Origin of the sequence: Methylobacterium oryzisoli (assembly GCF_046557895.1) — a bacterium.
GTDB classification, from domain to species: domain Bacteria; phylum Pseudomonadota; class Alphaproteobacteria; order Rhizobiales; family Beijerinckiaceae; genus Methylobacterium; species Methylobacterium oryzisoli.
Window position 1 is genome coordinate 66,994 of record NZ_JBKIBX010000023.1, and the last position, 24,175, is coordinate 91,168.

Annotated in this window: 23 protein-coding genes and 1 pseudogene; 7 read left to right on the top strand and 17 right to left on the bottom strand. The window is 72.5% G+C overall.

The genetic code is table 11. From position 1 onward, the window contains the following. Positions 1–312 precede the first annotated feature (312 nt). Positions 313–1,299 carry a transporter gene (locus ACKUB9_RS20755; RefSeq protein ID WP_407526396.1) on the top strand — a complete coding sequence of 329 codons (987 nt, stop codon included), beginning with the start codon at positions 313–315 and terminating at the stop codon, positions 1,297–1,299. A gap of 10 nt (positions 1,300–1,309) precedes the next feature. Here the strand turns inward: ACKUB9_RS20755 and ACKUB9_RS20760 are convergent, their stop codons facing one another. Then, a complete protein-coding gene (locus ACKUB9_RS20760) occupies positions 1,310–1,936 on the bottom strand; it encodes a 2-hydroxychromene-2-carboxylate isomerase (RefSeq protein ID WP_407526398.1) in 627 nt (208 codons plus the stop codon). 177 nt (positions 1,937–2,113) lie between these two features. Here ACKUB9_RS20760 and ACKUB9_RS20765 point away from each other — a divergent pair, with 177 nt between their 5' ends. Next, on the top strand, positions 2,114–3,355 hold the full coding sequence (locus tag ACKUB9_RS20765; protein ID WP_407526401.1) for an argininosuccinate synthase: 1,242 nt from the start codon (positions 2,114–2,116) through the stop codon (positions 3,353–3,355). Positions 3,356–3,398: 43 nt separating this feature from the next. On the opposite strand, the gene ACKUB9_RS20770 is transcribed toward ACKUB9_RS20765, so the two are convergent. From ACKUB9_RS20770 to mtgA, 3 genes are all read right to left on the bottom strand, one after another. After that, positions 3,399–4,454 (bottom strand): DUF4424 domain-containing protein, encoded by a 1,056-nt coding sequence (locus ACKUB9_RS20770; RefSeq protein WP_407526404.1) that lies wholly within the window; start codon positions 4,452–4,454, stop codon positions 3,399–3,401. A 14-nt stretch (positions 4,455–4,468) separates the two neighbouring features. Next, positions 4,469–4,813, bottom strand: a complete 345-nt coding sequence (locus tag ACKUB9_RS20775) for a hypothetical protein (protein ID WP_407526407.1) — start codon at positions 4,811–4,813, stop codon at positions 4,469–4,471. A 117-nt stretch (positions 4,814–4,930) separates the two neighbouring features. After that, positions 4,931–5,629 carry a monofunctional biosynthetic peptidoglycan transglycosylase gene (gene mtgA / locus ACKUB9_RS20780; protein ID WP_407526410.1) on the bottom strand — a complete coding sequence of 233 codons (699 nt, stop codon included), beginning with the start codon at positions 5,627–5,629 and terminating at the stop codon, positions 4,931–4,933. A 92-nt stretch (positions 5,630–5,721) separates the two neighbouring features. On the opposite strand from mtgA, the gene ACKUB9_RS20785 reads away from it, so the two are divergent. Continuing rightward, the gene (locus ACKUB9_RS20785; RefSeq protein WP_407526413.1) at positions 5,722–6,735 is read left to right on the top strand and encodes a polyprenyl synthetase family protein; all 1,014 of its coding nucleotides are present in this window, start codon (positions 5,722–5,724) and stop codon (positions 6,733–6,735) included. A gap of 141 nt (positions 6,736–6,876) precedes the next feature. Beyond that, complete coding sequence (gene leuB / locus ACKUB9_RS20790; protein ID WP_407526415.1) at positions 6,877–7,983, top strand: 3-isopropylmalate dehydrogenase; 1,107 nt, start codon at positions 6,877–6,879, stop codon at positions 7,981–7,983. Positions 7,984–8,116: 133 nt separating this feature from the next. Here leuB and ACKUB9_RS20795 read toward each other — a convergent pair whose 3' ends face one another. Both ACKUB9_RS20795 and ACKUB9_RS20800 read right to left on the bottom strand, forming a co-directional pair. Then, positions 8,117–8,530 (bottom strand): hypothetical protein, encoded by a 414-nt coding sequence (locus tag ACKUB9_RS20795; RefSeq protein WP_407526418.1) that lies wholly within the window; start codon positions 8,528–8,530, stop codon positions 8,117–8,119. Between the two features lie 55 nt (positions 8,531–8,585). Continuing rightward, the gene (locus ACKUB9_RS20800; RefSeq protein WP_407526420.1) at positions 8,586–9,503 is read right to left on the bottom strand and encodes a hypothetical protein; all 918 of its coding nucleotides are present in this window, start codon (positions 9,501–9,503) and stop codon (positions 8,586–8,588) included. Positions 9,504–9,884: 381 nt separating this feature from the next. Here ACKUB9_RS20800 and ACKUB9_RS20805 point away from each other — a divergent pair, with 381 nt between their 5' ends. Beyond that, positions 9,885–10,907, top strand: a complete 1,023-nt coding sequence (locus ACKUB9_RS20805; protein ID WP_407526423.1) for a CorA family divalent cation transporter — start codon at positions 9,885–9,887, stop codon at positions 10,905–10,907. Between the two features lie 20 nt (positions 10,908–10,927). Here the strand turns inward: ACKUB9_RS20805 and ACKUB9_RS20810 are convergent, their stop codons facing one another. The 10 genes and pseudogenes from ACKUB9_RS20810 to ACKUB9_RS20855 form a co-directional block, all read right to left on the bottom strand. Beyond that, a complete protein-coding gene (locus ACKUB9_RS20810) occupies positions 10,928–12,448 on the bottom strand; it encodes a carbohydrate porin (RefSeq protein ID WP_407526427.1) in 1,521 nt (506 codons plus the stop codon). Between the two features lie 186 nt (positions 12,449–12,634). Continuing rightward, entirely contained in the window at positions 12,635–13,351 is a 717-nt protein-coding gene (locus ACKUB9_RS20815) for an ABC transporter ATP-binding protein (protein ID WP_407526430.1), read from the bottom strand. Continuing rightward, positions 13,348–14,115 carry an ABC transporter ATP-binding protein gene (locus tag ACKUB9_RS20820; protein ID WP_407526433.1) on the bottom strand — a complete coding sequence of 256 codons (768 nt, stop codon included), beginning with the start codon at positions 14,113–14,115 and terminating at the stop codon, positions 13,348–13,350. The genes ACKUB9_RS20815 and ACKUB9_RS20820 overlap by 4 nt, the downstream gene beginning before the upstream one ends. Continuing rightward, positions 14,112–15,113, bottom strand: a complete 1,002-nt coding sequence (locus tag ACKUB9_RS20825) for a branched-chain amino acid ABC transporter permease (RefSeq protein ID WP_407526435.1) — start codon at positions 15,111–15,113, stop codon at positions 14,112–14,114. Before ACKUB9_RS20825 ends, ACKUB9_RS20820 begins: the two co-directional genes overlap by 4 nt. Continuing rightward, entirely contained in the window at positions 15,110–16,000 is an 891-nt protein-coding gene (locus ACKUB9_RS20830) for a branched-chain amino acid ABC transporter permease (RefSeq protein WP_407526438.1), read from the bottom strand. Before ACKUB9_RS20830 ends, ACKUB9_RS20825 begins: the two co-directional genes overlap by 4 nt. Before the next feature lie 156 nt (positions 16,001–16,156). Beyond that, positions 16,157–17,401 (bottom strand): ABC transporter substrate-binding protein, encoded by a 1,245-nt coding sequence (locus ACKUB9_RS20835; RefSeq protein WP_407526441.1) that lies wholly within the window; start codon positions 17,399–17,401, stop codon positions 16,157–16,159. Between the two features lie 23 nt (positions 17,402–17,424). Beyond that, a complete protein-coding gene (locus ACKUB9_RS20840) occupies positions 17,425–19,578 on the bottom strand; it encodes a xanthine dehydrogenase family protein molybdopterin-binding subunit (protein WP_410825884.1) in 2,154 nt (717 codons plus the stop codon). Between the two features lie 130 nt (positions 19,579–19,708). Beyond that, positions 19,709–19,903 (bottom strand): annotated as a pseudogene (locus tag ACKUB9_RS20845) (hypothetical protein); the annotation flags it as partial. Beyond that, positions 19,900–20,427, bottom strand: a complete 528-nt coding sequence (locus ACKUB9_RS20850) for a (2Fe-2S)-binding protein (RefSeq protein ID WP_407526444.1) — start codon at positions 20,425–20,427, stop codon at positions 19,900–19,902. The pseudogene ACKUB9_RS20845 and the gene ACKUB9_RS20850, both read right to left, overlap by 4 nt. After that, positions 20,427–21,272, bottom strand: coding sequence for an FAD binding domain-containing protein (locus tag ACKUB9_RS20855; protein ID WP_407526447.1), 846 nt, complete (start codon positions 21,270–21,272; stop codon positions 20,427–20,429). The genes ACKUB9_RS20850 and ACKUB9_RS20855 overlap by 1 nt, the downstream gene beginning before the upstream one ends. Before the next feature lie 114 nt (positions 21,273–21,386). On the opposite strand from ACKUB9_RS20855, the gene ACKUB9_RS20860 reads away from it, so the two are divergent. After that, positions 21,387–22,136, top strand: coding sequence for a TetR/AcrR family transcriptional regulator (locus tag ACKUB9_RS20860; protein ID WP_407526450.1), 750 nt, complete (start codon positions 21,387–21,389; stop codon positions 22,134–22,136). Beyond that, positions 22,102–22,548 carry a cupin domain-containing protein gene (locus ACKUB9_RS20865; RefSeq protein WP_407526452.1) on the top strand — a complete coding sequence of 149 codons (447 nt, stop codon included), beginning with the start codon at positions 22,102–22,104 and terminating at the stop codon, positions 22,546–22,548. The genes ACKUB9_RS20860 and ACKUB9_RS20865 overlap by 35 nt, the downstream gene beginning before the upstream one ends. 4 nt (positions 22,549–22,552) lie before the next feature. Here the strand turns inward: ACKUB9_RS20865 and ACKUB9_RS20870 are convergent, their stop codons facing one another. Then, positions 22,553–23,779: an FAD binding domain-containing protein gene (locus ACKUB9_RS20870; RefSeq protein WP_407526454.1), complete on the bottom strand. Its 1,227-nt coding sequence runs from the start codon at positions 23,777–23,779 to the stop codon at positions 22,553–22,555. Between the last annotated feature and the right edge of the window lie 396 nt (positions 23,780–24,175).

Genomic DNA, 24,175 nt, shown 5'->3' on the forward strand with positions numbered 1-24,175 from the left:
GATAAGACATTGCGTGATGTGCGGATCGTCGGTCGTTCCGAACTCGGGATGAGGCCGCCGGCGGCAGGATCATCGCGCGGCCCGCGCCGCTTTCCGATCGAGGATCGCTCGTCCTGTGGTTGCCCCGCAACAGGCGGGCGTCATGATCCGAAGATCTCGTCGTGCGAACGACATCGTCTTGCGTCGTTGAAGGTGGGCGCCATAGCATGACGATGCTGTGGGAACTCGAAGATGGCGAGCAGGTCGCGGCGAAGACGATCATGCGAGCCGGTCATCCGGTCGACATAAGAAACTCAGGGGCAGGATGACGCGATGCGCAGGAGTTGGACGGCAATCGGTGCGGTCGCGGTCTCCCTCACGACGGCCACTCTGGCCCAGGCCGCCCCGGTGACGCGACCGGGCGAGCAGGTCGGCCTCGCGGGAGGCTATCCCCTGCCCGAGGGCGTGGTGATCGCGGTCGACACGTTCACGGTCGGCCGGGCCGATCGCGCGAACGCCCAGGACGTGATCGGCAACATCCCGTTCCTGGTCTGGGCCTCGCCCTACAAGATCCTGGGCGCACGCATCCAGCCCATCGTCTCCCAGCCCACCGGGTTCATCCACACCCGCAACCCCGCGCCCCTCCCGGACCGGAACGTCAGCTTCCTCTACAATCCCTTCATCGGCAGCCTGTTCGCCTGGGATCTCGGCCGCGGCTTCGGCGTCTCCTACCTGCTCGGCGCCTACCTGCCGTTCGGCGACCGCGGCTCGCTCGGCCTGGGCTTCGCCGGCACGCCGATCGCGACCCAGATCGCCTCGGCCACCATCCGCCAGACCTTCATGGCGACCTATGTCGGCGACGGCAGCTACAATCTCACGGCGTCGCTGACCTACGGGCTCACCGCGGATCCGCGCGCCCGCTTCGGCGGCCTCGTCGGTCAGGCGCTCGGCCCGCAGGCGCAGGCGGATTCGCTCAACCTCGACCTGACGATGGTCAAGAAGTTCGGCAAGTTCGAGATCGGACCCGTCGCCTACATGTCGACGGACCTGCCGGTGAACCGCGGCGACCCGCTCTACCGCAATTACCAGCGCACCGGGCAGATCGCGGTGGGCGGCCTCGTCGGCTACAATTTCGACCGGTTCGCCGTCCAGGCCTACGTCACGCGCGACGTCGTCGCCCGGGAAACCTTCACCCAGGCCGGCCTACGGCAGCAGAACGAGGAGACCCGCGGCTGGTTCCGCCTCATCCTGCCGCTCTACGCGCCCGATGCCGGGCAGGCCGTGACCCCGCCGCCCGGGCCGCTGGTGACGAAGTCCTGACGGCCGCCGCTCAGCGCAGCCCCGGCGGGCGCTCGCCCGCCGCCCAGGCCAGCGCCTGCTCCAGCCGGTCGTTGCCCCAGAACAGCTCGCCGTCCTCCGTCAGGAAGGTCGGCGCCCCGAAGATGCCGCGCGACTTCGCCTCCTCGCCCACCACCCGCAGCCGGCTCTTGTGCGGCTCCCCCGCCGCCGCCTTGACGATGGCCGGCCCGTCGAGGCCGAGCCCGGTGAGGAGAGCCGCCACACTGCCGGGCTCGGCGATCGACTCGCCGCGGGCGAACTGCGCGGCGTAGACGGCGCGCGTGAAGGGGCCGATCCAGGGCTGGTCGGCCCCGTAGACCGCCGCGCGCGCCGCCGCGAGGCTGTTCTGGGGGAAGTCGGGCGGGCGCTGCACCGGCGGCAGGCCGAGCCGCGCGGCCTCGCGGGCCATGTCGCGCCACATGTGGCGGCCCTTGGCCGGGTAGAGGTTGAAGGGCGAGCTGGTCCAGCCCTGGCTGACGAAGATCGGCCCGAGCAGGAAGGGCCGCCAGCGCACCCCCACGCCCGCCGCCTCCGCCAATCCCTCGATGCGCATCGCGGCGAGGTAGGAGTAGGTCGACGCGAACTCGAACCAGAATTCGAGGGTGGGCTGGCGCGCCATGCGGTGTACTCCTGAGGGCTTCCGCCAGCTTCGCGGCTCGCCCCGGCCGCCACAAGCGCCGATCCGGGCGTCGCATCGCCACGGGACCATTCGCGGGGCCGCCCTGTTGCGCGCGGCCCGGCTCGGCTGATAAGCCGCCGGCTTCCCTCACCCGCCCTCGCACAAGGCCCCGCCCCCATGTCTGACCAGACCCAGAAGCGCGTGCAGAAGGTCGTGCTCGCCTATTCGGGCGGCCTCGACACCTCGATCATCCTCAAGTGGCTCCAGACCACCTACGGCTGCGAGGTGGTCACCTTCACGGCCGATCTCGGCCAGGGCGAGGAGCTGGAGCCGGCGCGGCGCAAGGCGGAGCTGCTCGGCATCAAGCCCGAAAACATCTTCATCGAGGACCTGCGCGAAGAATTCGTCCGCGACTACGTCTTCCCGATGTTCCGGGCGAACGCCCAGTACGAGGGCGTCTACCTGCTCGGCACCTCGATCGCCCGGCCGCTCATCGCCAAGAAGCAGATCGAGATCGCCGAGAAGGTCGGGGCGGACGCGGTCTCCCACGGCGCCACCGGCAAGGGCAACGATCAGGTCCGGTTCGAGCTCGGCTACTACGCGCTCAAGCCCGACGTCACGGTGATCGCCCCCTGGCGCGAGTGGGACTTCCGGAGCCGCGAGGCGCTGATCGCCTTCGCGGAACAGCACCAGATCCCGATATCCAAGGACAAGCGCGGCGAGGCGCCGTTCTCGGTCGACGCCAACCTCCTGCACGCCTCCTCCGAGGGCAAGGTGCTGGAGGATCCGGCCGAGGTGGTGCCGGACTACGTCTATTCCCGCACCCTCTCCCCCGAGGAGGCGCCCGACACCCCGACGGTCATCACCATCGGCTTCGAGCGCGGCGACGCGGTGTCGATCGACGGCGAGCGGCTCTCGCCCGCGACGCTGCTCGCCCGGCTCAACGACCTCGGGCGCGCCAACGGCATCGGCCGCCTCGACCTCGTCGAGAACCGCTTCGTCGGCATGAAGAGCCGCGGCATGTACGAGACCCCCGGCGGCACCATCCTGCTGCCGGCCCACCGGGCGATCGAATCGATCACCCTCGACCGCGGCGCGGCCCACCTCAAGGACGAGTTGATGCCGGCTTACGCCGAGCTGATCTACAACGGCTTCTGGTTCTCGCCCGAGCGCGAGATGCTCCAGGCGCTCATCGACAAGAGCCAGGAGCTGGTCACCGGCACGGTGCGGCTGAAGCTCTACAAGGGCGGCGTGCACGTGATCGGCCGCGAGAGCCCGAACTCCCTCTACGACCAGGACCTCGTCACCTTCGAGGAGGGCGCGGTGGCCTACGACCACCGCGACGCCGCGGGCTTCATCAAGCTCAACGCCCTGCGGCTGCGCACGCTCGGCCAGCGCCGGCGCAAGCTCGGCGCCTGAGAGCCGTTCGGGCCGCCGCGGCAGGCCGCGGCGGTCCCGGCCGCTACTTGATCCCCACCGCCGCCGGATCGCCGGACAGGAACAGGACCCGCAGGTCGTCGTCGGGCGCGTAGTCGTTCGCCTCCCACCGGAAGGTGGTGGGGCCCGTCTTCGTCACGCCCTTGCGGCAGAAGCTCACCAGCGTCTCGGGGCGGCCCTTGTCGACCGTGAGGGTGAAGCGGCCGATCCGGCCGGCCCAGTTCTTGGCCGTGGTGACGATGTAGGGAACCACCGCCGCGTAGACGAGCTTGTCCGGCGTCTTCATCCGCTCGGAGAGCCGCTTGACCCCGCGCAGGCCCGCGTCGTCGAGGCAGTAGCGGGTGCGGTACTCGCGGCCGGCGGCCTCCCGCATGTCGAGCAGGTGGAAGCCCTTCACGGGCACGTAGGCGTGGGACACCGCGAGGTCGCGGCCCGGCGGAAAGACCTGCTCCCAGTGGAACTTGGCGTCGAGGCGCCAGAGGGCGCCATCCGGCCCGTCCGCCTCCGGCAGGAGGCCGTCGGCGATCAGCGCCCGGCGGGTCTCGGGCGAGAGGGCCGCCACCGCCTTCTCCATGTCGTCGCGGCGCAGCGGATTGAGCGGCAGCCGGTGCCGCTTCAGGGTGTCGGTCACCTCCCGCTCGCCCAGATAGGCGCGCTCCTCGAGCTCGGGCCGGATCTCGGCCCCGTCCACCGTCACGGTGAAGCCGACGAAGTTCGCCCGGTCCTCGAACGGGAGGGAGAGGGCGGAGAAGCTCAGCGTGGCGCCGTCGATCGCCGGCAGCGGGAAGGCGACCCGCACGCGCTTGGGCTCCGCCGCGCGGTTGCGGAAGACGTAGTCGACCGCGATGCGGTCGAGGCCGACGCGCAGGTCCTCGGACAGGAGCGCGATGTCGGCGTCGCGGACCAGCACGAGGCCGCCCGCGTCGAGTTCCGCCGCGCTGTCGTTGGCCCGGGCGGGGCCGGTGACGAGGAGCGCGGCGAGGGCCAGGGCAGGGACTTGGGCAGGGATTCGGGCAAGGGCTTGGGCGAGGGCTTGGGCGAGGACGGCGCCGCGGCGCCGCCCAGCGGACGGGTGAAACACGCGCCGGGCTCCCGTCAGGCCGCGCTCTCGTCGTCGATGTCGACGAGGAACAGGATGTCCACGTCCTCTTCCTCCTCGTCCGTCTTGTCCTCCGAATCGGCGACCGGGGTGCCCGCATCGTCCGGCTCGTCGTCGAACTCGTCGTCCTCCGCCATCGCGTCGTCGAAGGTCTCCGTCTCCTGCGCGGTGGCCGGCCGCAGCGTGAGGTGGGCGGCATCGCCGGACCAGAGCGGGCGCCCGTCGCTCGTCATCGTGCGCAGGTCGTCCTTGAAGCCCTCGACGTCGAGAAGCTCCCGGGCGCGCGCCTCGGTCGACCGGATGATGGCAACCGGGGTTCCGTCGATCTCGAGCGTGTACATGCTGGCCTCCTGGCGTCGCGCGGTGCGCGGCGGCTCCCGGCGGGGAGCCCGAGCCCCCTTCGGGGGCGACAGTCTCTTGGGGGAGAAAGGTCCGGCCGCCAACCCCGTTCCGGCGCGTCAGGGCCGCACGCACTCCGTCAGTGCACCGATTCCGGCCATGCGCCGCTGGACGCGGGCGGCGCGGGCGCGCAGCTGGCGCGAGGGCCGGCCCGGATCGAAGGCGGCGGGGTTCGGCAGGGCGGCGGCGAGCAGGGCCGCCTCGGCGCGGGTGAGGTCGCGGGCGGGCTTGCCGAACCAGTGGCGCGCCGCCGCCTCGGCCCCGAACAGCCCGTCGCCCCACTCGGCCACGTTGAGGTAGATCGCGAGCGTCCGCCGCTTGCCCCAGACCGCGTCGACGCCGAGCGCGAGGGGGATCTCCAGCGCCTTGCGCAGGTAGGAGCGGCCCGGCCACAGGAAGACGTTCTTGACCGTCTGCATGGTGATGGTCGAGGCCCCGCGCGTGGGCCCGTCCTCGTCGCCCATGACCTTGCGCAGGGCGGTCCAGTCCACGCCGGCGTGGCGGCAGAAGAGCTGATCCTCGGAGGCGATCACCGCCTCGACCAGGGCCGGCGCGATGCCCGACAGCTCCACCGGGTCGCGCTCCACATTGCGCAGGCTGAGCCAGCGGCCGAGCATCAGGGTTGAGGGCGGTGTCACCGCGCGATAGACGAGCGCCAGGGTCAGCACGAGGACGACCGCCATGACGGGGAGGAGGACGATGACGCGCAGCGCGCGTGCGAACCGCCCGGCCCGCCGCGGGGGTGCCACGGGCGGCACCCGGCCCTCCTCGCTCTGCGCCGGGGCGTGCAGATCGTGAATCCGTCCCTCCCTCGTCCCGCCCGAGCGGACCACCCTCACAGGCCTTCACCATGACATCACTGCAGGCTGAGTCGGCCGCTTCGCCCGGCCGTCCCCACGCACAGTCGAGCCTTCCTTCGCATGCCGGGCCGGCCGGCGGCTATCCGGACGGCGCGGATTTCCCCGCCCGGCTCACCGCGGTGGCGGATGCCGTGGAGGCCTTTCTGGCCGACCGCCTCGGCGACGGCGCGGACGAGGGCGAACTCGCCCGCCCGCCGCGGCTGATGCAGGGCATGCGGCACGCCGTGCTCGGCGGCGGCAAGCGCCTGCGGCCCTTCCTGACGATCGAGACCGCGCGGCTGCTCGGCGGCCCCTTCGCGGGCGCGCTCGCGGCCGGCAGCGGCATCGAACTCATCCACTGCTATTCGCTGGTCCATGACGACCTGCCGGCGATGGACGACGACGACCTGCGCCGCGGCAAGCCCACCGTCCACAAGGCTTTCGATGAAGCGACTGCGATCCTGGTCGGCGACGCGCTCCTGACCCTCGCCTTCGAGATCCAGGCCGATCCCGTCTGGCAGGCCGATCCCGGGGTGCGGGCGGAGCTCGTGCTGCGCACGGCGCGCGCGGCCGGCCTCGGCGGCATGGTCGGCGGCCAGCTCCTCGACCTCGGGGCCGAGGGGCGCTTCGGCCCGGCCAACCTCGACGTCGACGCGACGCTGCAGCTCCAGGCGATGAAGACCGGGGCGCTGCTCGCGGTCTCGGTGGAGGCCGGCGCGCTCGTCGGCGGGGCGAGCGCGCAGGAGCGCGCCGCCCTCCTCGCCTACGGCCGGGCGCTCGGCCAGGCCTTCCAAGTCGCCGACGACATCCTCGACCGCGAGGCTTCCGCGGAGGCGATGGGCAAGCGCACCGGCAAGGACAAGGAGGCCGGCAAGGCGACGCTGGTCGACCGGCTCGGACTCGACGGCGCCCGGGCCGAGTGCGAGCGCCTCGTCGGCGTCTGCGAGGCGGCGCTGGCCCCCTGGGGCGCCGCCGCCGAGACCCTGCGCGAGGCCGCCCGCTTCACGGTGGCCCGCAAGACGTGAGGGGCGGCCCTTCGGGCCGCCGCGAATAGGGAGTAGCGAATAGCGAATAGGGGGCCTTGAGGGTCCCTCCGACCGGATGCACCCCTCTATTCGCTATTCGCTATTCGCCCTCACCCCGTTCCCCCAACCGGACGCTCCGCCATGACCACGTACAAGCTCCTCCTCCTTCCCGGCGACGGCATCGGCCCCGAGGTGGCGCGCGAGGTCGAGAAGGTGGTGGCCTGGTTCACCCGCAGCGGGCTCGCCGCCTTCGAGACCGAGACCGACCTCGTCGGCGGCGCGGCGATCGACGCGCACGGCGTGCCGCTCACCGAGGCGGCGCTCGCCCGCGCCAGGGCGGCGGACGCGGTGCTGTTCGGGGCGGTGGGTGGGCCGAAATGGGCGAACGTCGCCTACGCCAAGCGTCCGGAGGCGGGGCTGCTGCGCCTGCGCAAGGATCTCGGCCTGTTCGCGAACCTGCGGCCGGCGATCTGCTACCCGGCGCTCGCCGACGCCTCGGCGCTCAAGCGCGAGCTGGTCGAGGGGCTCGACATCGTGATCGTGCGCGAGCTGACCGGCGGGGTCTATTTCGGCGAGCCGAAGGAGATCGTGACCCTGGAGGACGGCACCAAGCGGGCCGTCGACACGCAGATCTACACGACGGGCGAGATCGAGCGCATCGCCGCCGTCGCCTTCGACCTCGCGCGCAAGCGCCGCAACAAGGTCGCCTCGGCCGAGAAGCACAACGTGATGAAGACCGGCGTCCTGTGGAAGGAGGTCGTCACCCGCGTCCATGCCGAGCGGTTTCCCGACGTGGAGCTGGAGCACGTCCTGGCCGACAACTGCGCCATGCAGCTCGTGCGCAACCCCAAGCAGTACGACGTGCTCGTCACCGACAACCTCTTCGGCGACATCCTGTCGGACGTGGCGGCGATGCTCACGGGCTCGCTCGGCATGTTGCCTTCCGCCTCGCTGGGCGCGGTGGAGAACGGCACGCGGCGGGCCCTCTACGAGCCGGTGCACGGCTCGGCCCCCGACATCGCCGGCCAGGGCCTCGCCAACCCGATCGCGATGATCGGCTCGCTGGCGATGGCGCTGCGCTACTCCTTCGGGCTCCTCGACGCCGCCGAGCTTCTGGAGGGCGCCATCACCCGCACGCTCGCCGCGGGCCTGCGCACCCGCGACATCGCCGGCCCGGGCGCCAACGCGGTCGGCACGGCGGAGATGGGCGACGCGATCGTGCGGGAGCTGCAGGCGAAGGCGGGTTAGGGCGGCGGCGCGCGGCCCGCGCTTGATCGGCCGCGGTCCGGCGGGATGTCTGCCGGCAGAGGAAGCTGATGCCACCGAAACGAGAACGGGCTCCTTTCGGAGCCCGTTCGCCCTCCAGTCGAACGCGGTTCGCTCAGTAGCAATTGCCGGTGCGCACCATCTGCGAGGTCGGGTCGAGGCAGTCGATGCCCGACAGGTCGAGGGTGACGGCCGAGCGGCGGGCGCCGATGAACGGGCCGTTGGTGATCGGGTCGGGCAGGATGCCCGCGCCGCCCCAGCGCTCGCGGTTGCTGATGTAGGGGGGCGAGTTCAGGTACGAGGCGGTGATGAAGTGGGGGTTGGTGGCCGGGTTGGAGACCGCACCCGAATTGGGTTCCACCACGTTGCCGGCGTCGAGCCAGCTGCGCGGACGCACCCGGATGGCGATGCCCTGGCCGCCCCGGTAGCTGCGGATCACGTACTCGTCCTGCGCCTGGGCGACGCTGATGCCCGCGCCGAGCGCCGAGAGAGAGAGAAGCCCGATGAGGGCCGACGTCGAGAAGCGCATGACGGTACCTGTGGTTATCGAGCCTCTAGCCTAGCGCCGATCCCTTTAGGAAAGGTCAGCGGGTGTCAGAGGAATGACGTGCCAGCGCGGCTGTGGTTCCCGGTTCCTGCCACGCTTTCGCCGAATTTCGCAATTTCGCCGCATTCGCCCGGCCCCGCTTCCGGCGGGGCTCGGCGGCGGCGGCGGTGACGGCCGGCTCCGGCGGGCCGCAGACCGGCCGCTCCGGCCGCGTGAGCAGGTCGATCACCTCCGCCCGCAGCAGCACCTCGGGCCGTGCCCCGAGCCGGTCGACCGCGCAGCCGACCGCCTGGGGCTCGGGCAGCTGGCCGAGCGGCGCGCAGAGCCAGCCGTCGAGCCGCACCGGCGCCTCCGCGAGGCGGAAGGCCGTGCAGGCGCGCGTGCCGCCCTGGCCGGAGAGCGTGGCGTCGAGGGTGTCGAGGGGGCCGAACCGGCTCTCGACACGACCGCGCTCGCCGGTCCGCACCACCGCGAGGCCGTCGCTCTCGGCCGCCCGGCGCGCCAGCGCGACGAACAGGGTCCCGTCGGTCTCGGGCGCCTCCGCCAGCGTGAGGCGCAGGAACGGCGCCTCTTGGACGGCGAAGCTCCCGAGCGCGAGGCTGTCCTCCCGCGGCCCGCCCCCGGTCCGGCGCCTGGCCGCGGCCAGCGTCTCGTCGGCCCCGGCGATGCGGTAGCGGTCCGCCGCCACGGGCTCCCAGGCGGGCGGGGCGGCGCGCTCGGCGAAGAGGTCGGAGCCGGGCGCAGGCGCGGCCTCGCGGCGCTCGCTCGCCAGCACGCTGAGGAGCGCGATCACCCCGGCGGCGACGACGATCCGCGGCAGGGCGCGCCGGCGCCGGGGCCGGACCGCGCGGCGCAGGGGGCGCGGCACGACCGGCTCGGCCGGGCCGAGATCCCAGGCGAGTGCCCGCCCGGCCCGGGTCAGGGCCGCGTCGTCGAAGTCGGGCCTGAGCGGCACGCTGCCTCCGATCCGTTTCGGCGGCCGGGCTTGGCCGCACCCGGACAGGAGAGCCCGCGAGGTCTGGCGAATCCCTTCGAGCGGGCGGTCCGGTCCCCGGCTTTCCGGGCGCGTGGTGAACGAAGCGTGACGGCGTGCCGCTCGGCGATCTCCGGGGATCCGCCGTCATCGTTCTGTCGCGCGGGCGCGCCTAAGCAGGAGGACCTGGGCGTTCCCGCTCGGGCGACTGCTCCCGCATCGTTCTCGCCGCCGAAGCGGTCGCCGGTTCGGCCGATGATGCTGAGGGAGCGCACGGCCGCGGCCGTGGACGGCCTGCCGGCGGCCCGCCTCTCCCGGGCGCGGCCGGCCCGTCCCGCGCGGTCCCACACGGAGCCTCGGCGCATGGGCCGGCTGTTGAGCGACGAGCCGGCGCTGCCGGGGCTGCTCTGGGCGATGCGGTTCGACGCCTCGGGCCGCGGCCACCTCGTCGCGCATGGCGAGCCGCTGCCCGCGCCCGGCAGCTTCGGCGAAGGTTTTCTCTGGCTGCACGTCAACCTCAACGATGCCCGGGTCGCCGGGCTGATCGCGGACGGCCATCTGGGGCCCCGGCAGCTCGTCGCCGCGACCTTCGCGAACGATCCCCACCAGCGCGTCGCCGTCGAGGACGGGCATGTGGGAGGCGTGGTCGCCGACCTCGTGCGCGAGGCGGGGGGCGGCGCCCCGGCCGACGCGGGCGGGCGCCTGCACTTCGTGCTGGGGCCGCGCCTGCTCGTGAGCGGACGGCGGCATCCGGTGGCCGGACCGGAGGTGGCGCGGGAGGCCGCCGCCGAGGGCCGGGCCATCGCGGAGCCGGTCGCCCTGCTGGAGATCCTGATCGGTCACGTCGTCACCGCGATGGCGACGAGGGGCGGGCGGCTCGCCGACGAACTCGACGAGATCGAGGATCACATCCTCGACGAGCGCTTCCGCGGCGACCGCCGCCGGCTCGGGCCGATCCGGCGCGACGCGGTCCGCCTGCACCGTCAGCTGCTCGGCCTGCGGGCCGTCTTCCACCGCCTCGAGGGCGCGGGCGGCGAGGGGGACCTGCCGCCGGCCGCGCTCGCCGCCGCCGCCCGCATCGCGCAGCGGCTCGACGCCCTGGACCGCGACATGGTGGTGCTGGCCGAGCGCAGCCGTCTGATGCAGGAGGAGCTGGCCTCCTACGTCAACCAGCAGGCGAACCGGCAGCTCTACACGCTCTCGGTCATGACCGCCCTGTTCCTGCCTCCCACCCTGGTGACGGGCCTGTTCGGCATGAACACCAGGGGATTGCCGCTCGCCGAGACGGAGGGCGGATCGGGCATCGCGATCGGGCTCGCCCTCCTGTCGGCGGTCGCGGCCTTCGCGGCGATCCGCCTGCTCGGGATCCGGCCGCCGCGCGACTGACCGGAACCGGGGGTGCTGCCTCAGTAGCGGATGATCGCCCGCAGGCCGAACACCGCCGCGTTGCGGACGCGGACCCGGTCCGGATCGTACGGGTTGGCGATGCCGCCGCCCGGCTTGAAGACGTACTGGATGGTCGGCTGGAGGGCGAGGCCGGGGCCGAGCACCGCCTGATAGGTCGCCTCGATCACCGCCTCCACGCTGCGCCGCGGGCGCGGCAGGTCGCCGAGCGCGGCGGCCTCGGCGTCCAGGCGCCGCGCCGCCCGCGAGACCTGCGCCACCCCGACGGCAACCCCGACCGTGTCGTCCGATCGCCCCGGAAACAGGCCCCGGTAGGCGATGCCGGCATCGACGTACAGGTCGATCAGGTTGCGGTCCCCCGGCGAGCCGGAGGCGCGGACGAAGATGCTGGCGCCGTCGTTCGGGTCGTCCGGCTCGCGGTAGACGGTCTGGTCGATGAGGCCGTAGATGCCGTTGTCGCCCCGCAGCCGCCGGCCGATGCCGGTGCTCGCCGGATCGGCGAGCGAGCGCCCCTCGGCGTTGCGGGCGAGCGCGTCGAAGCGCCCGAAATGGTACCAGCCCCCCAGCGTCACCGTGCCGGGTTCCCCCTTGGCGCCGGGTTCGATGTTGTAGGCGTAGGCGACCTCCGCGATGACGAAGGCGGGATCGGAGAGGGGGAAGCGGGTGCCGGTGCGGTTGCGCCGCTGCGGGTCGGGCTCGCGTCCGAAGCGGTCCGGCCCGCCCGGATCGCCATCGTAGACCCCGGCCTGGATCGACAGGTTGGCGTTCGGCACCACCTTCACCCGCACGCCCGGGGCCGCCAGCGGATAGGCCGGGCCGCCGCCCGGCACGTCGGTGGCCAGGACCGCGGGCCAGCCGAAGGAGCCGTTGACGAACAGGATGCCGGTCTGGCTCACCATGTACTCGGTGTCGGTGGCGAGTTGGCCGATGCGCACCGCGAGGCGGCCGTCGAACAGGCTCTGCTCGAACCACAGCTCGTTGAGGCGCGAGGCGGTGAGCGCCTCGATGTCGCTGACCGTCAGGAGGTTGCCGACGTAGGAGCGGGACGCCCCGCGGCCGTGGATCTGGTAGAACGTCGTGTGCAGCGCCCCGCCCGTCCAGCCCGCGAGGGTGTCGAGATCGACGTCGATGTCGAGATCCACGAGCCCGAGCCCGGCGGTGCCGCGCCGCAGGCCGCCGCGGGCGGTGTGCAGCGCCTCCGCGAAGTAGAGCAGCCCGTAGGTGATGCCCCGGTCCCGCAGGAAGGCGCGGAACCCGCCCGGGTCTCCGGCGGGGCCGAGCAGGTCCTGGATCGAGGTCGTCACCTCGGCCGAGCGCCGCGCCGAAAAGACCGGCTGGGCGACGGAGGTCTGGGGATCGTCGCCCGCGCCGGCCTCCGACCCGATGGCGATGCCCTCGGCGGCGATGCGCTCGGCCTCGCTCTGCGTTCGGCCCGGCTGCTGCGCGAGGGCCGCCGCGCCCGCCAGCACCAGGGCCGCGGTCAGGGCGAGGCGCCGTGAGGATCCGCGGACTCGACGCCGCATCGCGATCTGCGCCTCCGTTGCCCGCCCATCTGCGCAGAGCAGGATGACCGTCTTGCGACCGGGATCCGCCGACTGCTTCGAGACACCACTTCTCCCCCGCTGAAGGCGATGCCGGTTCGGCGCAGGGGAGCGCGGCACAAGAAGAATCGCGAGCGGCCTTCGATCGCAACGCGGTCGAGCGCCGTTCTAGACCGAGCAGTAGCGGTCCTGGATCACCGGGTCGGCCTTCAGGGCGGCGGCGGTGTCGTGATGGACGATGGCGCCCTGGTCCATGACGTAGACCCGGTCGGAGATGTCGAGGGCGAGGTCGACGTTCTGCTCCACGAGCAGGATCGTGGTGCCGGCCCGCTTCATGGCGGCGAACTGCGCGAACATCTCCTCCACGAGGATCGGCATGATGCCCTCGGAGGGCTCGTCGAGGAGCACCATCCGGGGCTCGGCCATGAGGGCGCGGGCGATGGCGAGCATCTGCTGCTCGCCGCCCGACAGGGTCACCGCCTCCTGGCGCAGGCGCTGCTTGAGGCGCGGGAAGGTCTCGGCGATCGCCTCGATCCGCTCGGCCTCGCGGGCGCGCGTGCGGGCCGCCAGGATGCCGAGGCGCAGATTTTCCTCAACGGTGAGGCCCGGCACGATGCGCCGCTCCTCCGGCACGTAGGCGAGGCCGCGGTGGAAGCGGGCATGGGCCGGAAGGCCCAGGATTTCTTCGCCCGCGAAGGTCACGCGCCCCTCGCGCCGCGGCACGAGGCCCATGACCGATTTCAGCGTCGTGGTCTTGCCCGCGCCGTTGCGGCCGATGAGGGTGACGATCTCGCCCGGCCGCACCTCCAGCGCCACGCCCTGGAGGATGTGGCTGTGGCCATACCACGCGTTGAGGTCGGCGACCGCGAGAAGGGGGGCGCTCACGCGCTTTTGCCCAGGTAGACGCGCCGCACCTCGGCGTTGGCGCGGATCTCGTCGGGCGTGCCCTCGGCCAGCAGCGCCCCCTGGTGGAGCACGATGAGGCGGCGGCAGAGATCCATCACCAGCTTCATCTTGTGCTCCACGAGGATCAGGGTGCGCTCAGCGGCGAGCCGGCGCACGAGGTCCATCATCGTGCGGGTTTCTTCCGGGCTCATGCCGGCGGTGGGCTCGTCGAGGAGGAGGAGGACGGGATCGGCGGCGAGCGCCATGGCGATCTCAAGCGCGCGCTGCTCGCCGTGGGCGAGTTCGCGCGCGAGCCGCTCCTCGCGGCCGGCGAGCCCGACCTCGGCGAGCAGCGCCTCCGCCTTGAGGGCGAGATCCGGGTAGGCGGAGCGGTCGCGGAAGAGGTCGAAGCGCACGCGCCGGGCCTGCGCGGCCACCCGCACGTTCTCGAACACCGTGAGGTCGGGGAAGACGTTGGTGATCTGAAAGGACTTGGCGATGCCGAGCCGGGTGAAGCGGTGGGGGGGAAGCCCCGTGATGTCCTGCCCCTGGAACAGGATGCGCCCCTCGCTCGGCGGCAGCGCGCCGGAGATCAGGTTGAAGAAGGTGCTCTTGCCCGCGCCGTTCGGCCCGATGATCGCCGTGACGCCGCCCTCGGGGAAGGCGACGCTCACCCCGTCGAGGGCGCGAAAGCCGCCGAAGCGCTTCCCCAAGCCCTCGGTGCGCAGAATCGCGCCCCCGGCGCGCGGGATCGCGCCGCTCATGGCCCGACCCGCTTGAGGCGGGCGACCACCTCGCCCCAGATGCCGGAGGGCAGGAAGAGCACGAAGGCGATGAAGATCGCCCCCGTGAAGAGCTGCCAGTGGCTGGTGAGGGTCGCGAGCCCGTCCTGCAGGATCAGGAAGGTGGCGGCCCCGACGAACGGACCGAAGAAGGTGCGCATGCCCCCCAGCAGCGCCATCATCACCGCCTCGCCCGACATGGCGTAGTGCATGGTCTCGATCGGCACGATCGAGAGGTGGATGGCGTTGAGCGCGCCGGCGAGGCCGCAGACGGCGCCCGAGATCACGAAGGCGACGAGCTTGGTGCGCGCCACGTCGTAGCCGCAGGCCCGGGCGCGGTTCTCGTTCTCGCGGATCGCCTCCAGCACCGCCCCGAACGGCGAGGCCAGGAGCCGCGAGAACAGCCACACCGCCGTGCCCACGAAGGCCAGGATGACGTAGTACTTCACCAGCGGGTTGATCAGCGGCAGGCTGACGAGGCCGAGGTTCAGGGCCGGCACGTTGATGCCGCGCAGGCCGTTCTCGCCGCCGGTGAGCGGCTCCATCTGGTAGAAGGCGTAGTAGACGCACATCGACAGCGCGAGCGTGGTCATCGCGAAGTAGATGCCGCGGGTGCGGATGGCGAGGAAGCCCATCACGGCCGCGATCAGCGTCGCCAGCACCACCCCGGCGGCGATGGCCAGCAGCGGGTGCAGCCCGCCCTGCACGATGGCGATGCCGGCCCCGTAGGCGCCCGCGCCCAGGAACGCGGCGTGGCCGAAGGACAGGAGCCCGGTGTAGCCAAAGAGCAGGTTGAACCCGAGCGCGTAGAGGCCGAGCACGAGCACGTTCACGGCGAGCGCCTCGTAGGGCGCCACGAACGGAAACAGCGCCAGCGCCGCCAGCGTCAGCCCGACGCGGTGGCGCGCGGCCGTGCGCAGGAGCCGCCGGCCGCGGCCCGCGCTCCCGCGGGCGGCGGGGGCAATCACGGCCTCGCTCATCCGAGCGCCCCCGCCCGCCCGAGGAGCCCGCGCGGGCGCACCAGCAGCACCAGCGCCATCAGGGCGAAGATCGCCATCTTGGTCATGTCAGGGGCGATCAGCGAGGTCATCGCCACCACGATGCCGACGAGGAGGCCCGCCAGCACCGCGCCCGCGAGCGAGCCCATGCCGCCCACCACCGTGACCACGAAGGCCTCGGCCAGGACCGGGATGCCCATCTCGGGCGTCACCCCCTGGAGGGGCGCGGCCAGGATGCCGGCGAGGCCGGCGAGCCCGCAGCCCAGCGCGAAGACCACGAGCCAGACCTTCGAGACGTCGATGCCGAGCACCTGCACGATCTGCCGGTCGCGGGCGCCCGCCCGGATGATCAGCCCGAAGGAGGTGCGCTCCACGAACAGCCACAGCGCCGCGACGACCAGCCCCGTGAACACGATGAGGAAGAGCCGGTAGAGCGGAAAGTAGCCGATGCCGATGTCGACCGCGCCGCGCAGGGCGGGCGGCGCGCCGAACGGGATGCCGGTGAGCCCGAACAGGATGCGCACGCTCTCGACGATGACGTAGGACAGGCCGAAGGTGAGGAGCAGCGGATCGTCGATGCCCCGCCCGTAGAGCCGGCGCACCAGCAGCCGCTCCACGGCGAGGCCGAGCGCCCCCATCGCCAGCGGCGCCGCCACGAGGCTGAGCCAGAAGTTGCCGGTGTAGCCGTAGAGGAAAACGCCCACGTAGGCGCCGGCCATGAAGAAGGCGCCGTGGGCGAAGTTCACGATGGTCATCAGCCCGAAGATCAGCGACAGGCCGATTCCGACCAGCACGTAGATGGCGCCGAGCGCGATGCCGGTGACGAGCTGGAGCGCCAGGAGATCGAGGGGGTAGGGGCCGATCATCATGGGGCGGGGACCGGGGAGGACATCATCGGGGATACCGCCACGACGCCCGGACGAAACGCGAGGAACCCCTCTCCCGCACGGGAGAGGGGATCCCGCGCTTGCCTCCCTCCCGCACGGGAGAGGGAATGCCGCCCGCGCCATGTCTGGGGGACGTTTTCATCCCTTGTGGCCCAGTTCCGCGCAGGTGCGCAGGCGCGCCTCGTCCGGCTGCTCGGTGCCCACGATCGTGAACACGTCGTCCGGCCCCTTCTGGTCCTTGTGCTTCGACTCCACGATCAGAACCGACTGCACCGACTGGTGGTCGCAGGCGCGGTAGTATTGCGGACCCTTGTAGAAGTCGGCCTTCAAGGCTTCCATTGCGGCGATCACTTTGTCGGTATCGGTGGATTTGGCCGCCTTGACGCTCTCCAGCACCGAGCGGACCCCCGCGTAGCCGAGCGCGCCGTAGTCGGAGGGCACGGCGCCGTTGTAGGCGGCGCGGAACTTGTCGTTGAAGGCCTTGGCGGTCGGGACCGAATCCTCCAGGCGCCAGTAGTAGGAGGTGCCGCCCACCACGCCCTCGAAGGCGTCGCCGCCCGCCTTGCGGGCCGTGAACAGCAGGACCGGCGCCACGAGCTTGGTGTTGCGCTTGAGGCCGAACTCCGTCGCCTGCTGGATCGACACCACCTGATCGCGGCCGAAGTTGCACAGGCAGAGCACGTCGGGCTTGAGGGCGGCGAGGCGCGGCAGGAAGGCCGAGTAGTCGGAGGCGCCGATCGGGTGGCGGATGTCGGCCACCACCTCGATGCCCAGCGCCTCGCCCGCGCGGCGGAAGCCCCGCACCATCTCGTGGCCGTAGGCGTAGTCCGCGGTGAGGAACGCGACGCGCTTGCCGTGCTTGGGGAAGACGGAGCGGCCCACCGCCCCCGCGGTCATGTGCGGGTTGAGCGCCTCGTGGAAGGTGGTGCGCCCGAAATCCTTCGCCTCGTTGATCGCGTCGGACTGGCTGATCGAGTTGTAGAGCACGCCCCGCTCGCGCGCGACGTTGTTGACCGACAGCGTCACCGCCGCCGAGAGGGCGCCGACGAGGAAGTTGACCTTGTCCTTCTCGATCAGTTCGAGGGTGCGGGTGGCGGCCTCGCCGGGGTTGAGCTTGTCGTCGCGCACCAGGAGTTCGGCCATGCGGCCGTCGAGTCCGCCCGCCGCGTTGAACTCCTTCACGGCGATCTGGGCGGCGCGGACCTGATCGTTCGCCTCCGCCCCGAAGGCGCCGGTGAGCGGCACCGGGAAGCCGATGCGGATCGGGCCGGCGCCCTGCGCCCAGGCCTGCCGCATCAGGGCGGGTGCGGCCAGCGCCAGCGCGCCGCCCTGCAGGAGCCCGCGCCGGCTGAGCGCCCCGCCTCGCGCCGTGTCGTCCGCCATGATCCCCTCCCGATGATTGTCGCTCAGATCGTGCCCAGCGCTTCGAGGATGACCTCGGGCGTGACGGGCTGGCGCGACACCCTTGCGGCGAACGGCTGCAGGGCGTCGTTGATCGCGTTGACCACGGCCGCCGGAGCGCCCGCCGTGCCGGCCTCGCCCGCGCCCTTGGCGCCGATCTCCGAGGAGGCGGTGGCCGAGACCACGTGCGCCACCGCGATGTCCGGCATCTCGCCCGCCATCGGCACGAGGTAATCGGCCATCGATCCGTTCAGGAGCTGCCCCTCCGCATCGTAGAGGCAGTGCTCGAACAGCGCCCCGCCGATGCCCTGGACGATCCCGCCCCGGATCTGCTCGTCGACGAGCAGCGGGTTGAGCACCGTGCCGCAATCCTCCACGCACCAGTGCTTGAGGAGCCGCACGAAGCCGGTCTCGACATCGACCTCGAGGTAGGAGGCCTGGACGCCGTTGGTGAAGGCGAAGGGATAGTCCTTGGGCACGTAGTGCCGCGTGACCATGAACTCGGGCTGGAGGCCGGGCGGCAGCGTGTCGGGCCGGAAGTAGACGATGCGCCCGAGCTCGGCCAGCGTCATGCGCTCGGCCCCCGTCGCCGCGTCCACGATGCGGCCCTCGCGGATGTCGAGGGTGTCGGCCCTGGTCTGCAGGATCGCGCCCGCCGCCGCGGTCACGTTGGCGCGCAGGGCCTTGCCGGCCTGCCACGCCGCCTCGCCGCCGATGCCCGCCCCGCGCGAGGCCCAGGTGCCGCCGCCGTAGGGGGTCGCCTGCGTGTCCCCGGTGACCACGCGCACCTCTTCCATCGGCACGCCGGTCGCCGTCGCGACGATCTGGGCGATGATGCCCTCGGTGCCCTGGCCCTGCTCGGTGATGCTCACCGCCGCCACGACCCCGCCCTGCGGGTCGAGCCGGAGGGTGCAGCCGTCCTGCGAGGAGATGCGCGCGCCGCCGACCCCGTAGAAGGCCGCCGACGGATTGGTGATCTCCACGAAGGTGGCGAGCCCGATGCCGCGGTGGATGCCCTGCGCGCGCAGGGCCGCCTGCTCGGCGCGCAGGCCCTGATAATCCATCATCTCCAGGAGCGTGGCGATGGCCCGCTGGTGCGACAGTTTTTCGAATTTGATGCCCGAGGCCCCCGCGCACGGATAGGCGTCGTCCGGGATGACGTTGCGCTGGCGGATCGCCGCCGGGTCGAGGCCGAGGCGCGCCGCCCCGAGGTCGAGGAGCCCCTCCGCCACCATGGTGGCGATCGGGTGCCCCACCGCCCGGTACTGGCAGGTCGGCGCCTTGTTCTGCAGCACCACCCGCGCCCGCGCCCGGTAGGCCTGATGCCGGTAGGGACCGCCCGTCAGGTTGACGACCTGGTTCGCCTCGACGGCGCTGGTGCGCGGGTAGACCGAGTAGGGGCCGATCCCCGTGAGATCGTCCATGTCGATGGCGAGGATGTCGCCCTCGGCCGAGAGCGCCATCCGGGCCGTGACCCGGTGGTCGCGGCAATGGATGTCGCTGGTGAAGCTCTCCAGCCGGTCGGCCACGAACTTCACCGGGCGCCTGAGCATCAGCGACAGGGCGCAGGTCGCCATCTCGTCGGGGTAGATGTGGACCTTGATGCCGAACGAGCCGCCGACGTCGCGGCAGATCACCCGCACCGCCCCCTCCGGCAGGGAGAGATGCTTGCACAGGATGTCCTGCATCATGTGCGGGGCCTGGAAGGAATGGTGGACCGTGAGCGTGCCGTCCGCCGCCTGCCAGTCGGCCAGGATCGCCCGCGGTTCGAGGCAGACCCCGGTGTGGCGCCCGAACCGGAAGGTTTCCTCCACCACCGCGGCGGCGTCCCGGAAGGCGCCGTCCACGTCGCCCACCTCCAGCACGCGCTCGAAGGCGAGGTTGTCGCCGAGATCCGGGTGGATCGGCGGCGTCGCGGGATCGAGCGCCGTCTCCATGTCGACCACGGCCGGCAGGGATTCGTACTCCACCGCGATGGCGGCGAGCGCGTCCTCGGCCTCGGCGCGGCTCGCCGCCACGACGGCGCAGAGCGGCTCGCCGACCCAGGTGACGCGGTCGACCGCCAGCGCGTGCTGGGGCGCCGAGCGCAGGCCCTTGAAGTGGCCGAGCACGCCGACCCACGGCGTGCACACCCGGGCCAGCTCCGCGCCCGTCACCACCGCAACGATTCCGNTGGGGCGCCGAGCGCAGGCCCTTGAAGTGGCCGAGCACGCCGACCCACGGCGTGCACACCCGGGCCAGCTCCGCGCCCGTCACCACCGCAACGATTCCGGGCATCGCCCTGGCGGCCGCGGTGTCGAGGGCCGTGATGCGGGCATGCGCGAGCGGGCTGCGCAGGAAGGCGACGTGGGTCAGCCGCTGCACCGCGACGTCGTCCACGTAGGTGCCGCGCCCCTCCACGAGGCGGCGCGCGTTCGGCCGCGGGACGGAGCGGCCGATATAGCTGTTCGGCCGGTCGAGGAAGCTGAGGCTGCTCTCGCTCATCGGCCGGCCTCCGCAGGGACCGCCGCGGCGGTCCGGGTCTCCGCGGTCGCCGCGACCCGGGTCTCCGCGGTCGCCGCGATCGCGTCCACGATGGCGTGGTAGCCGGTGCAGCGGCAGTAATTGCCGCCCACCGCCTCGCGGATCGCCTCGCGGCTCGGCCGCGGGGTCTCGGCGAGCAGTTCGGCCGCGGTCACCAGCATGCCGGGCGTGCAGTAGCCGCACTGGAGCGCGTTGCGCCGGTGGAAGGCGTCCTGAAGGTCGGCGATCTCGCCCGATTCGGTCAGGCCCTCGATCGTCTCGACGACCGCGCCCTCGGCCTGCACCGCCAGCATCAGGCAGGCGCGCACCGCCCGGCCGTCGACCCGGATGGTGCAGGCGCCGCAGACCCCGTGCTCGCAGCCGAGATGCACCCCGGTGAGGCCGAATTCGAGCCGCAGCAGGTCGCCGAGATGCTGGCGCGCGGCGACCCGCGCCCGCACCCGCTCGCCGTTCAGCGTGAAGCCGATGCGCTGCTCGTTCTCCATCAGGCCTCTCCGGTCATGCGGCCCAGCACGCGGCCCAGCAGCACGCGCGCGAGGTGGCGGCGCGTGGCGCCCCTGACCGCCACGTCGTCGGCCGGGTCGATGTCGTCGGCCAGCGCGTCCTGCGCGGCCTTCACGCCGCCGGCCGCGAAGGCCGCGGCCGCGGATTTGGCCAGCACCGGCCGGTCGCCGACGCCGAAGAAGACGAGGCGCAGATCGCCGAGGCCCGCGCCGTCTCGCCGGCCCTGCGCGGCGAGGCCGGCGAGCGCGTAGTCGCCGTGGCGGCGGGCGAGTTCGTCGAAGCCGGACACCGCCTCCGCGCCGGGCACGGGGATCTCGATCGCCACCAGGATCTCGCCCGGCCCGATGGCGGTCTCGAACAGGCCGCGGAAGAAGTCGTCCGCCGCGACCCGCCGCTCGCCGGCCGGGCCGCGGATCACGAACCTGGCCTGGAGCGCGAGGCAGCAGGCCGGCAGCTCCGCCGCCGGGTCGGCGAGCGCCACCGAGCCGCCGATCGTGCCGCGGTTGCGGATGGCCGGGTGGGCGATGTGCGGCACCGCCGCGGCGATCAGGGGCAGCCGCTCGGCCACGAGGGACGAGGCGGCGAGCTCCCGGTGGCGCGTCATCGCGCCGATGCGGATGACCTCGCCGTCTTCCGCGATGCCGGTCAGGTCGGGCAGGCCGTTGAGATCGACGAGGAGACCTGGCGCGGCGAGCCGCATGTTCAGCGAGGTGACGAGGCTCTGCCCGCCCGCGAGCGGCCGGGCGGCCTCGCCGTGCGCGGCGAGCAGGGCCAGCGCCTCGTCGAGCGAATCCGGCCGCGCATAAGCAACGTCTGGCGCCTTCACGCCTTTTCCCTCCCCGGGAGCGCCCCCCCGGCTTGCATACGCCGACGGTTCGCGCTTTTGTTTATCGCTTCTTCAATTAAGGCTCGGCCCGCCCGGTTCGTCAAGTCGTCCCCGATGGCAGATCCGACCAGACCCGCCCGCCGCCTCCGGCCCCAGGACCGCGAGCGCCAGATCGTCCAGGGGGCGATCGCCTTCTTCGCGGAGGTCGGCCTCGACGGCCACACGCGCGAACTGGCGCGCCGGCTCGGCATCACGCAGCCGCTCCTCTACCGCTACTTCCCGAGCAAGGAGGACCTGATCGAGCGGATCTACGAGGAGGTCTACCTGCGCCGCTGGAAGCCCGAATGGGAGGCGGTGATCGCGGATCGCGGCCTGCCCTGCATCGAGCGCTTCCGCCGTTTCGAGGGCGACTACCAGCGGGTGATCCACGACTACGCGTGGCTGCGCATCTTCGTCTCGGCCGGCATGAAGGGCTACGACCTGCCGCGGCGCTACCTCGGCATGGTCCGCGAGCGCGTCTTCGCGCCGCTTCTGGTCGAGATGCGCCGGGAATACGCGCTGCCGGCCCCCGACGCCCTGCCGCTCGGCGAGGGCGAGTTCGAACTGCTGTTCGGCATCCACGGCGCCCTCGTCTACGTGGGCCTGCGCGGCCTCGTCTACGGGCTCGCCCTGCCGGAGGATCCGGTGGCCACCCGGGAGGCGCTGCTCGATTCGGCGCTGGTGGGCCTGCGCCAAGCCCATTGCGCGGTGGTGCGCCGGGCCGTGGAGGCAGCTTCCCCGGGGAACGGAGCGCCGTTAGGCTCGATTCCCATCGAACAGGAGGAGACGCATGCCGCACGCCGCCCCTCAGACCCGCCCCCATGAGGCTGCCCCTCCGGATCTCGGCGACGCCTTCGCGCGGGCGCGCCACAACGGCTGCGTCGGCACGCGCCTGCTCTCGGAGACCGAGCGGGTGCGCGTCTGGACGATCGAGCTGAAGCCCGGCGAGCGGATCGACCTGCACACCCACGTCCTCGACTATTTCTGGACCGCGGTGACGGCGGGCCGGGCGCGCTCGCGCTACGAGGATGGGCGGGTCGCCGAGGTCGCCTACGCGGCGGGCGACATCAGCCACCAGAGCTACGGGCCGGGCCAGCACATGACCCACGACCTGGAAAACATCGGCGACACCACGCTGATCTTCACCACGGTCGAGTTCCTCGGCGGGGCCAACCCGCCGCTGCCCCTGCCGGAGGCGGTGCGCGCCGAGGCCGCTCCGGCGCCGATGCCCTCCTGAAACGTCAGAGCAGGTCGGGCGTCGCGACCGCGGTCTCGGCCATCACGGCCTCGGGCCGGCGGTGGCGCTCGGCCGCCTCCCGCTCCGCCGGGCTCAGCCCCTGCGCCTGCATGTAGGCCCCGAGCGCGCGGGCGCGGGCGATCACCGCCGCCCCGACCGGCCGCCGCGCCCGGTCGAAGGCGGCGAGCGCGACCGCGATATCGGGCTCGGCCGCGACCGCCCGCGCGAGCGCGGCCCCGTCCGCCATCGCCTTCGTCACCCCCATGCCGACATGCGGCCGGGCCACGAAGGCGGCGTCGCCGACGAGCGCGACCCGGCCCATGGCCATCGCCGGGGTCTCGAGATCGAGGATCGCCTGCAGGAAGGGCTGGGCGGTGCGCGCCACCGCCTCCGCGTAGGGCGGCGCCAGCAGGCGCTCGGCGTCGGCGCGCATCGCGTCCAGCACCTCGGGCCGGATCCGGTGGGGCGGGATCGAGAGGTCGTGGCGGGTGCCGTCGCGGTCGGTGAGCAGGCGGGGCAACTCGCCCTCCGCCGCCGCCGGCCGGTACCAGACGAAGTTGAGGCGCCGCCGTCCCGGCGTCACGGCCTCGTCCGCGCCCGCCACGGGATAGCTCAGCATCTGCTCGCCCGGCGGCAGGCAGAAGGCGAAGCGGTCGCACAGGAGTTTTCGCGCTGCCTGCGACAGGTCCGCCTCCTCGACGAGGCCGCGCCACGCCACGTAGCCGGCGTAGAGCGGGCGCGCCTGGGGCAGGATCTGCGCCCGCACCGCCGAGAAAAGCCCGTCCGCCCCGACGAGGAGGTCGCCCTCGGCCCGGGTGCCGTCCGCGAACGTGGCCGCGACCCCGTCCGCACTCTCGTCGACGCGCAGCAAAGCCTTGCCGTGATGGAGGTTGGTCTCCGGCACACCTGAGCGCAGCAGGCGGTAGATCCGGCCCCAGCTGGTGAGGATCTGCGGCAGGGCCCGCTCGCCCGCGATCGCGCCCGAGGGCGCGAGCACCCGCCGGCCCGGCACCGAGACTCCGAGGTCTTCCGGCACGAAGGCGAGACCGGCCTCCCGCATCAGCGCGAACAGGGCCGGATGGGTGACGATGCCGGCGCCGCGCCCGTCGAGGGGCGTGGCCGAGCGCTCGAACACCGAGACCGCGTGTCCCTGCCGCCGGAGCGCGAGGGCCGCGAACAGGCCGGCGATCGATCCGCCGACCACGAGGATGTGCAGCCGCTCCCGCGCCATCGGCGTCTCCCGGTCGGGCCGTCTCGCGCGGCCCTGCCCACCGTTCTAGCGGGGCGGTGGCCGGCGGGGGAGGGGAGGGCGGTCTCGGGACTGTCGCAAAAGTTTCGTGTTGGGTGTTGACGGGTGGGCGGGGCGGCCGTATACGACTGCCCATCGGCGCCGGCCGCGGACTTCAGCGGCTCGGTCGCCTTCGCTTCTTTCCGACAGGCCGCGGGCTTGAGCCGGGTGACTTACCCGGATCGGCCTTTCTGTCGCCGAGGCGTGCTCTTTGACAAGTTGATCTGAGAAAGAGAAGCGTGGACGGCGTTGTCCTTGCGGCCGGGGTTTGTGCCCTGGCGTGAGAGATGATGTTCGACCGACGTTTTTCGAGAAAGCTCACAGGTCTGGGGAAACCCG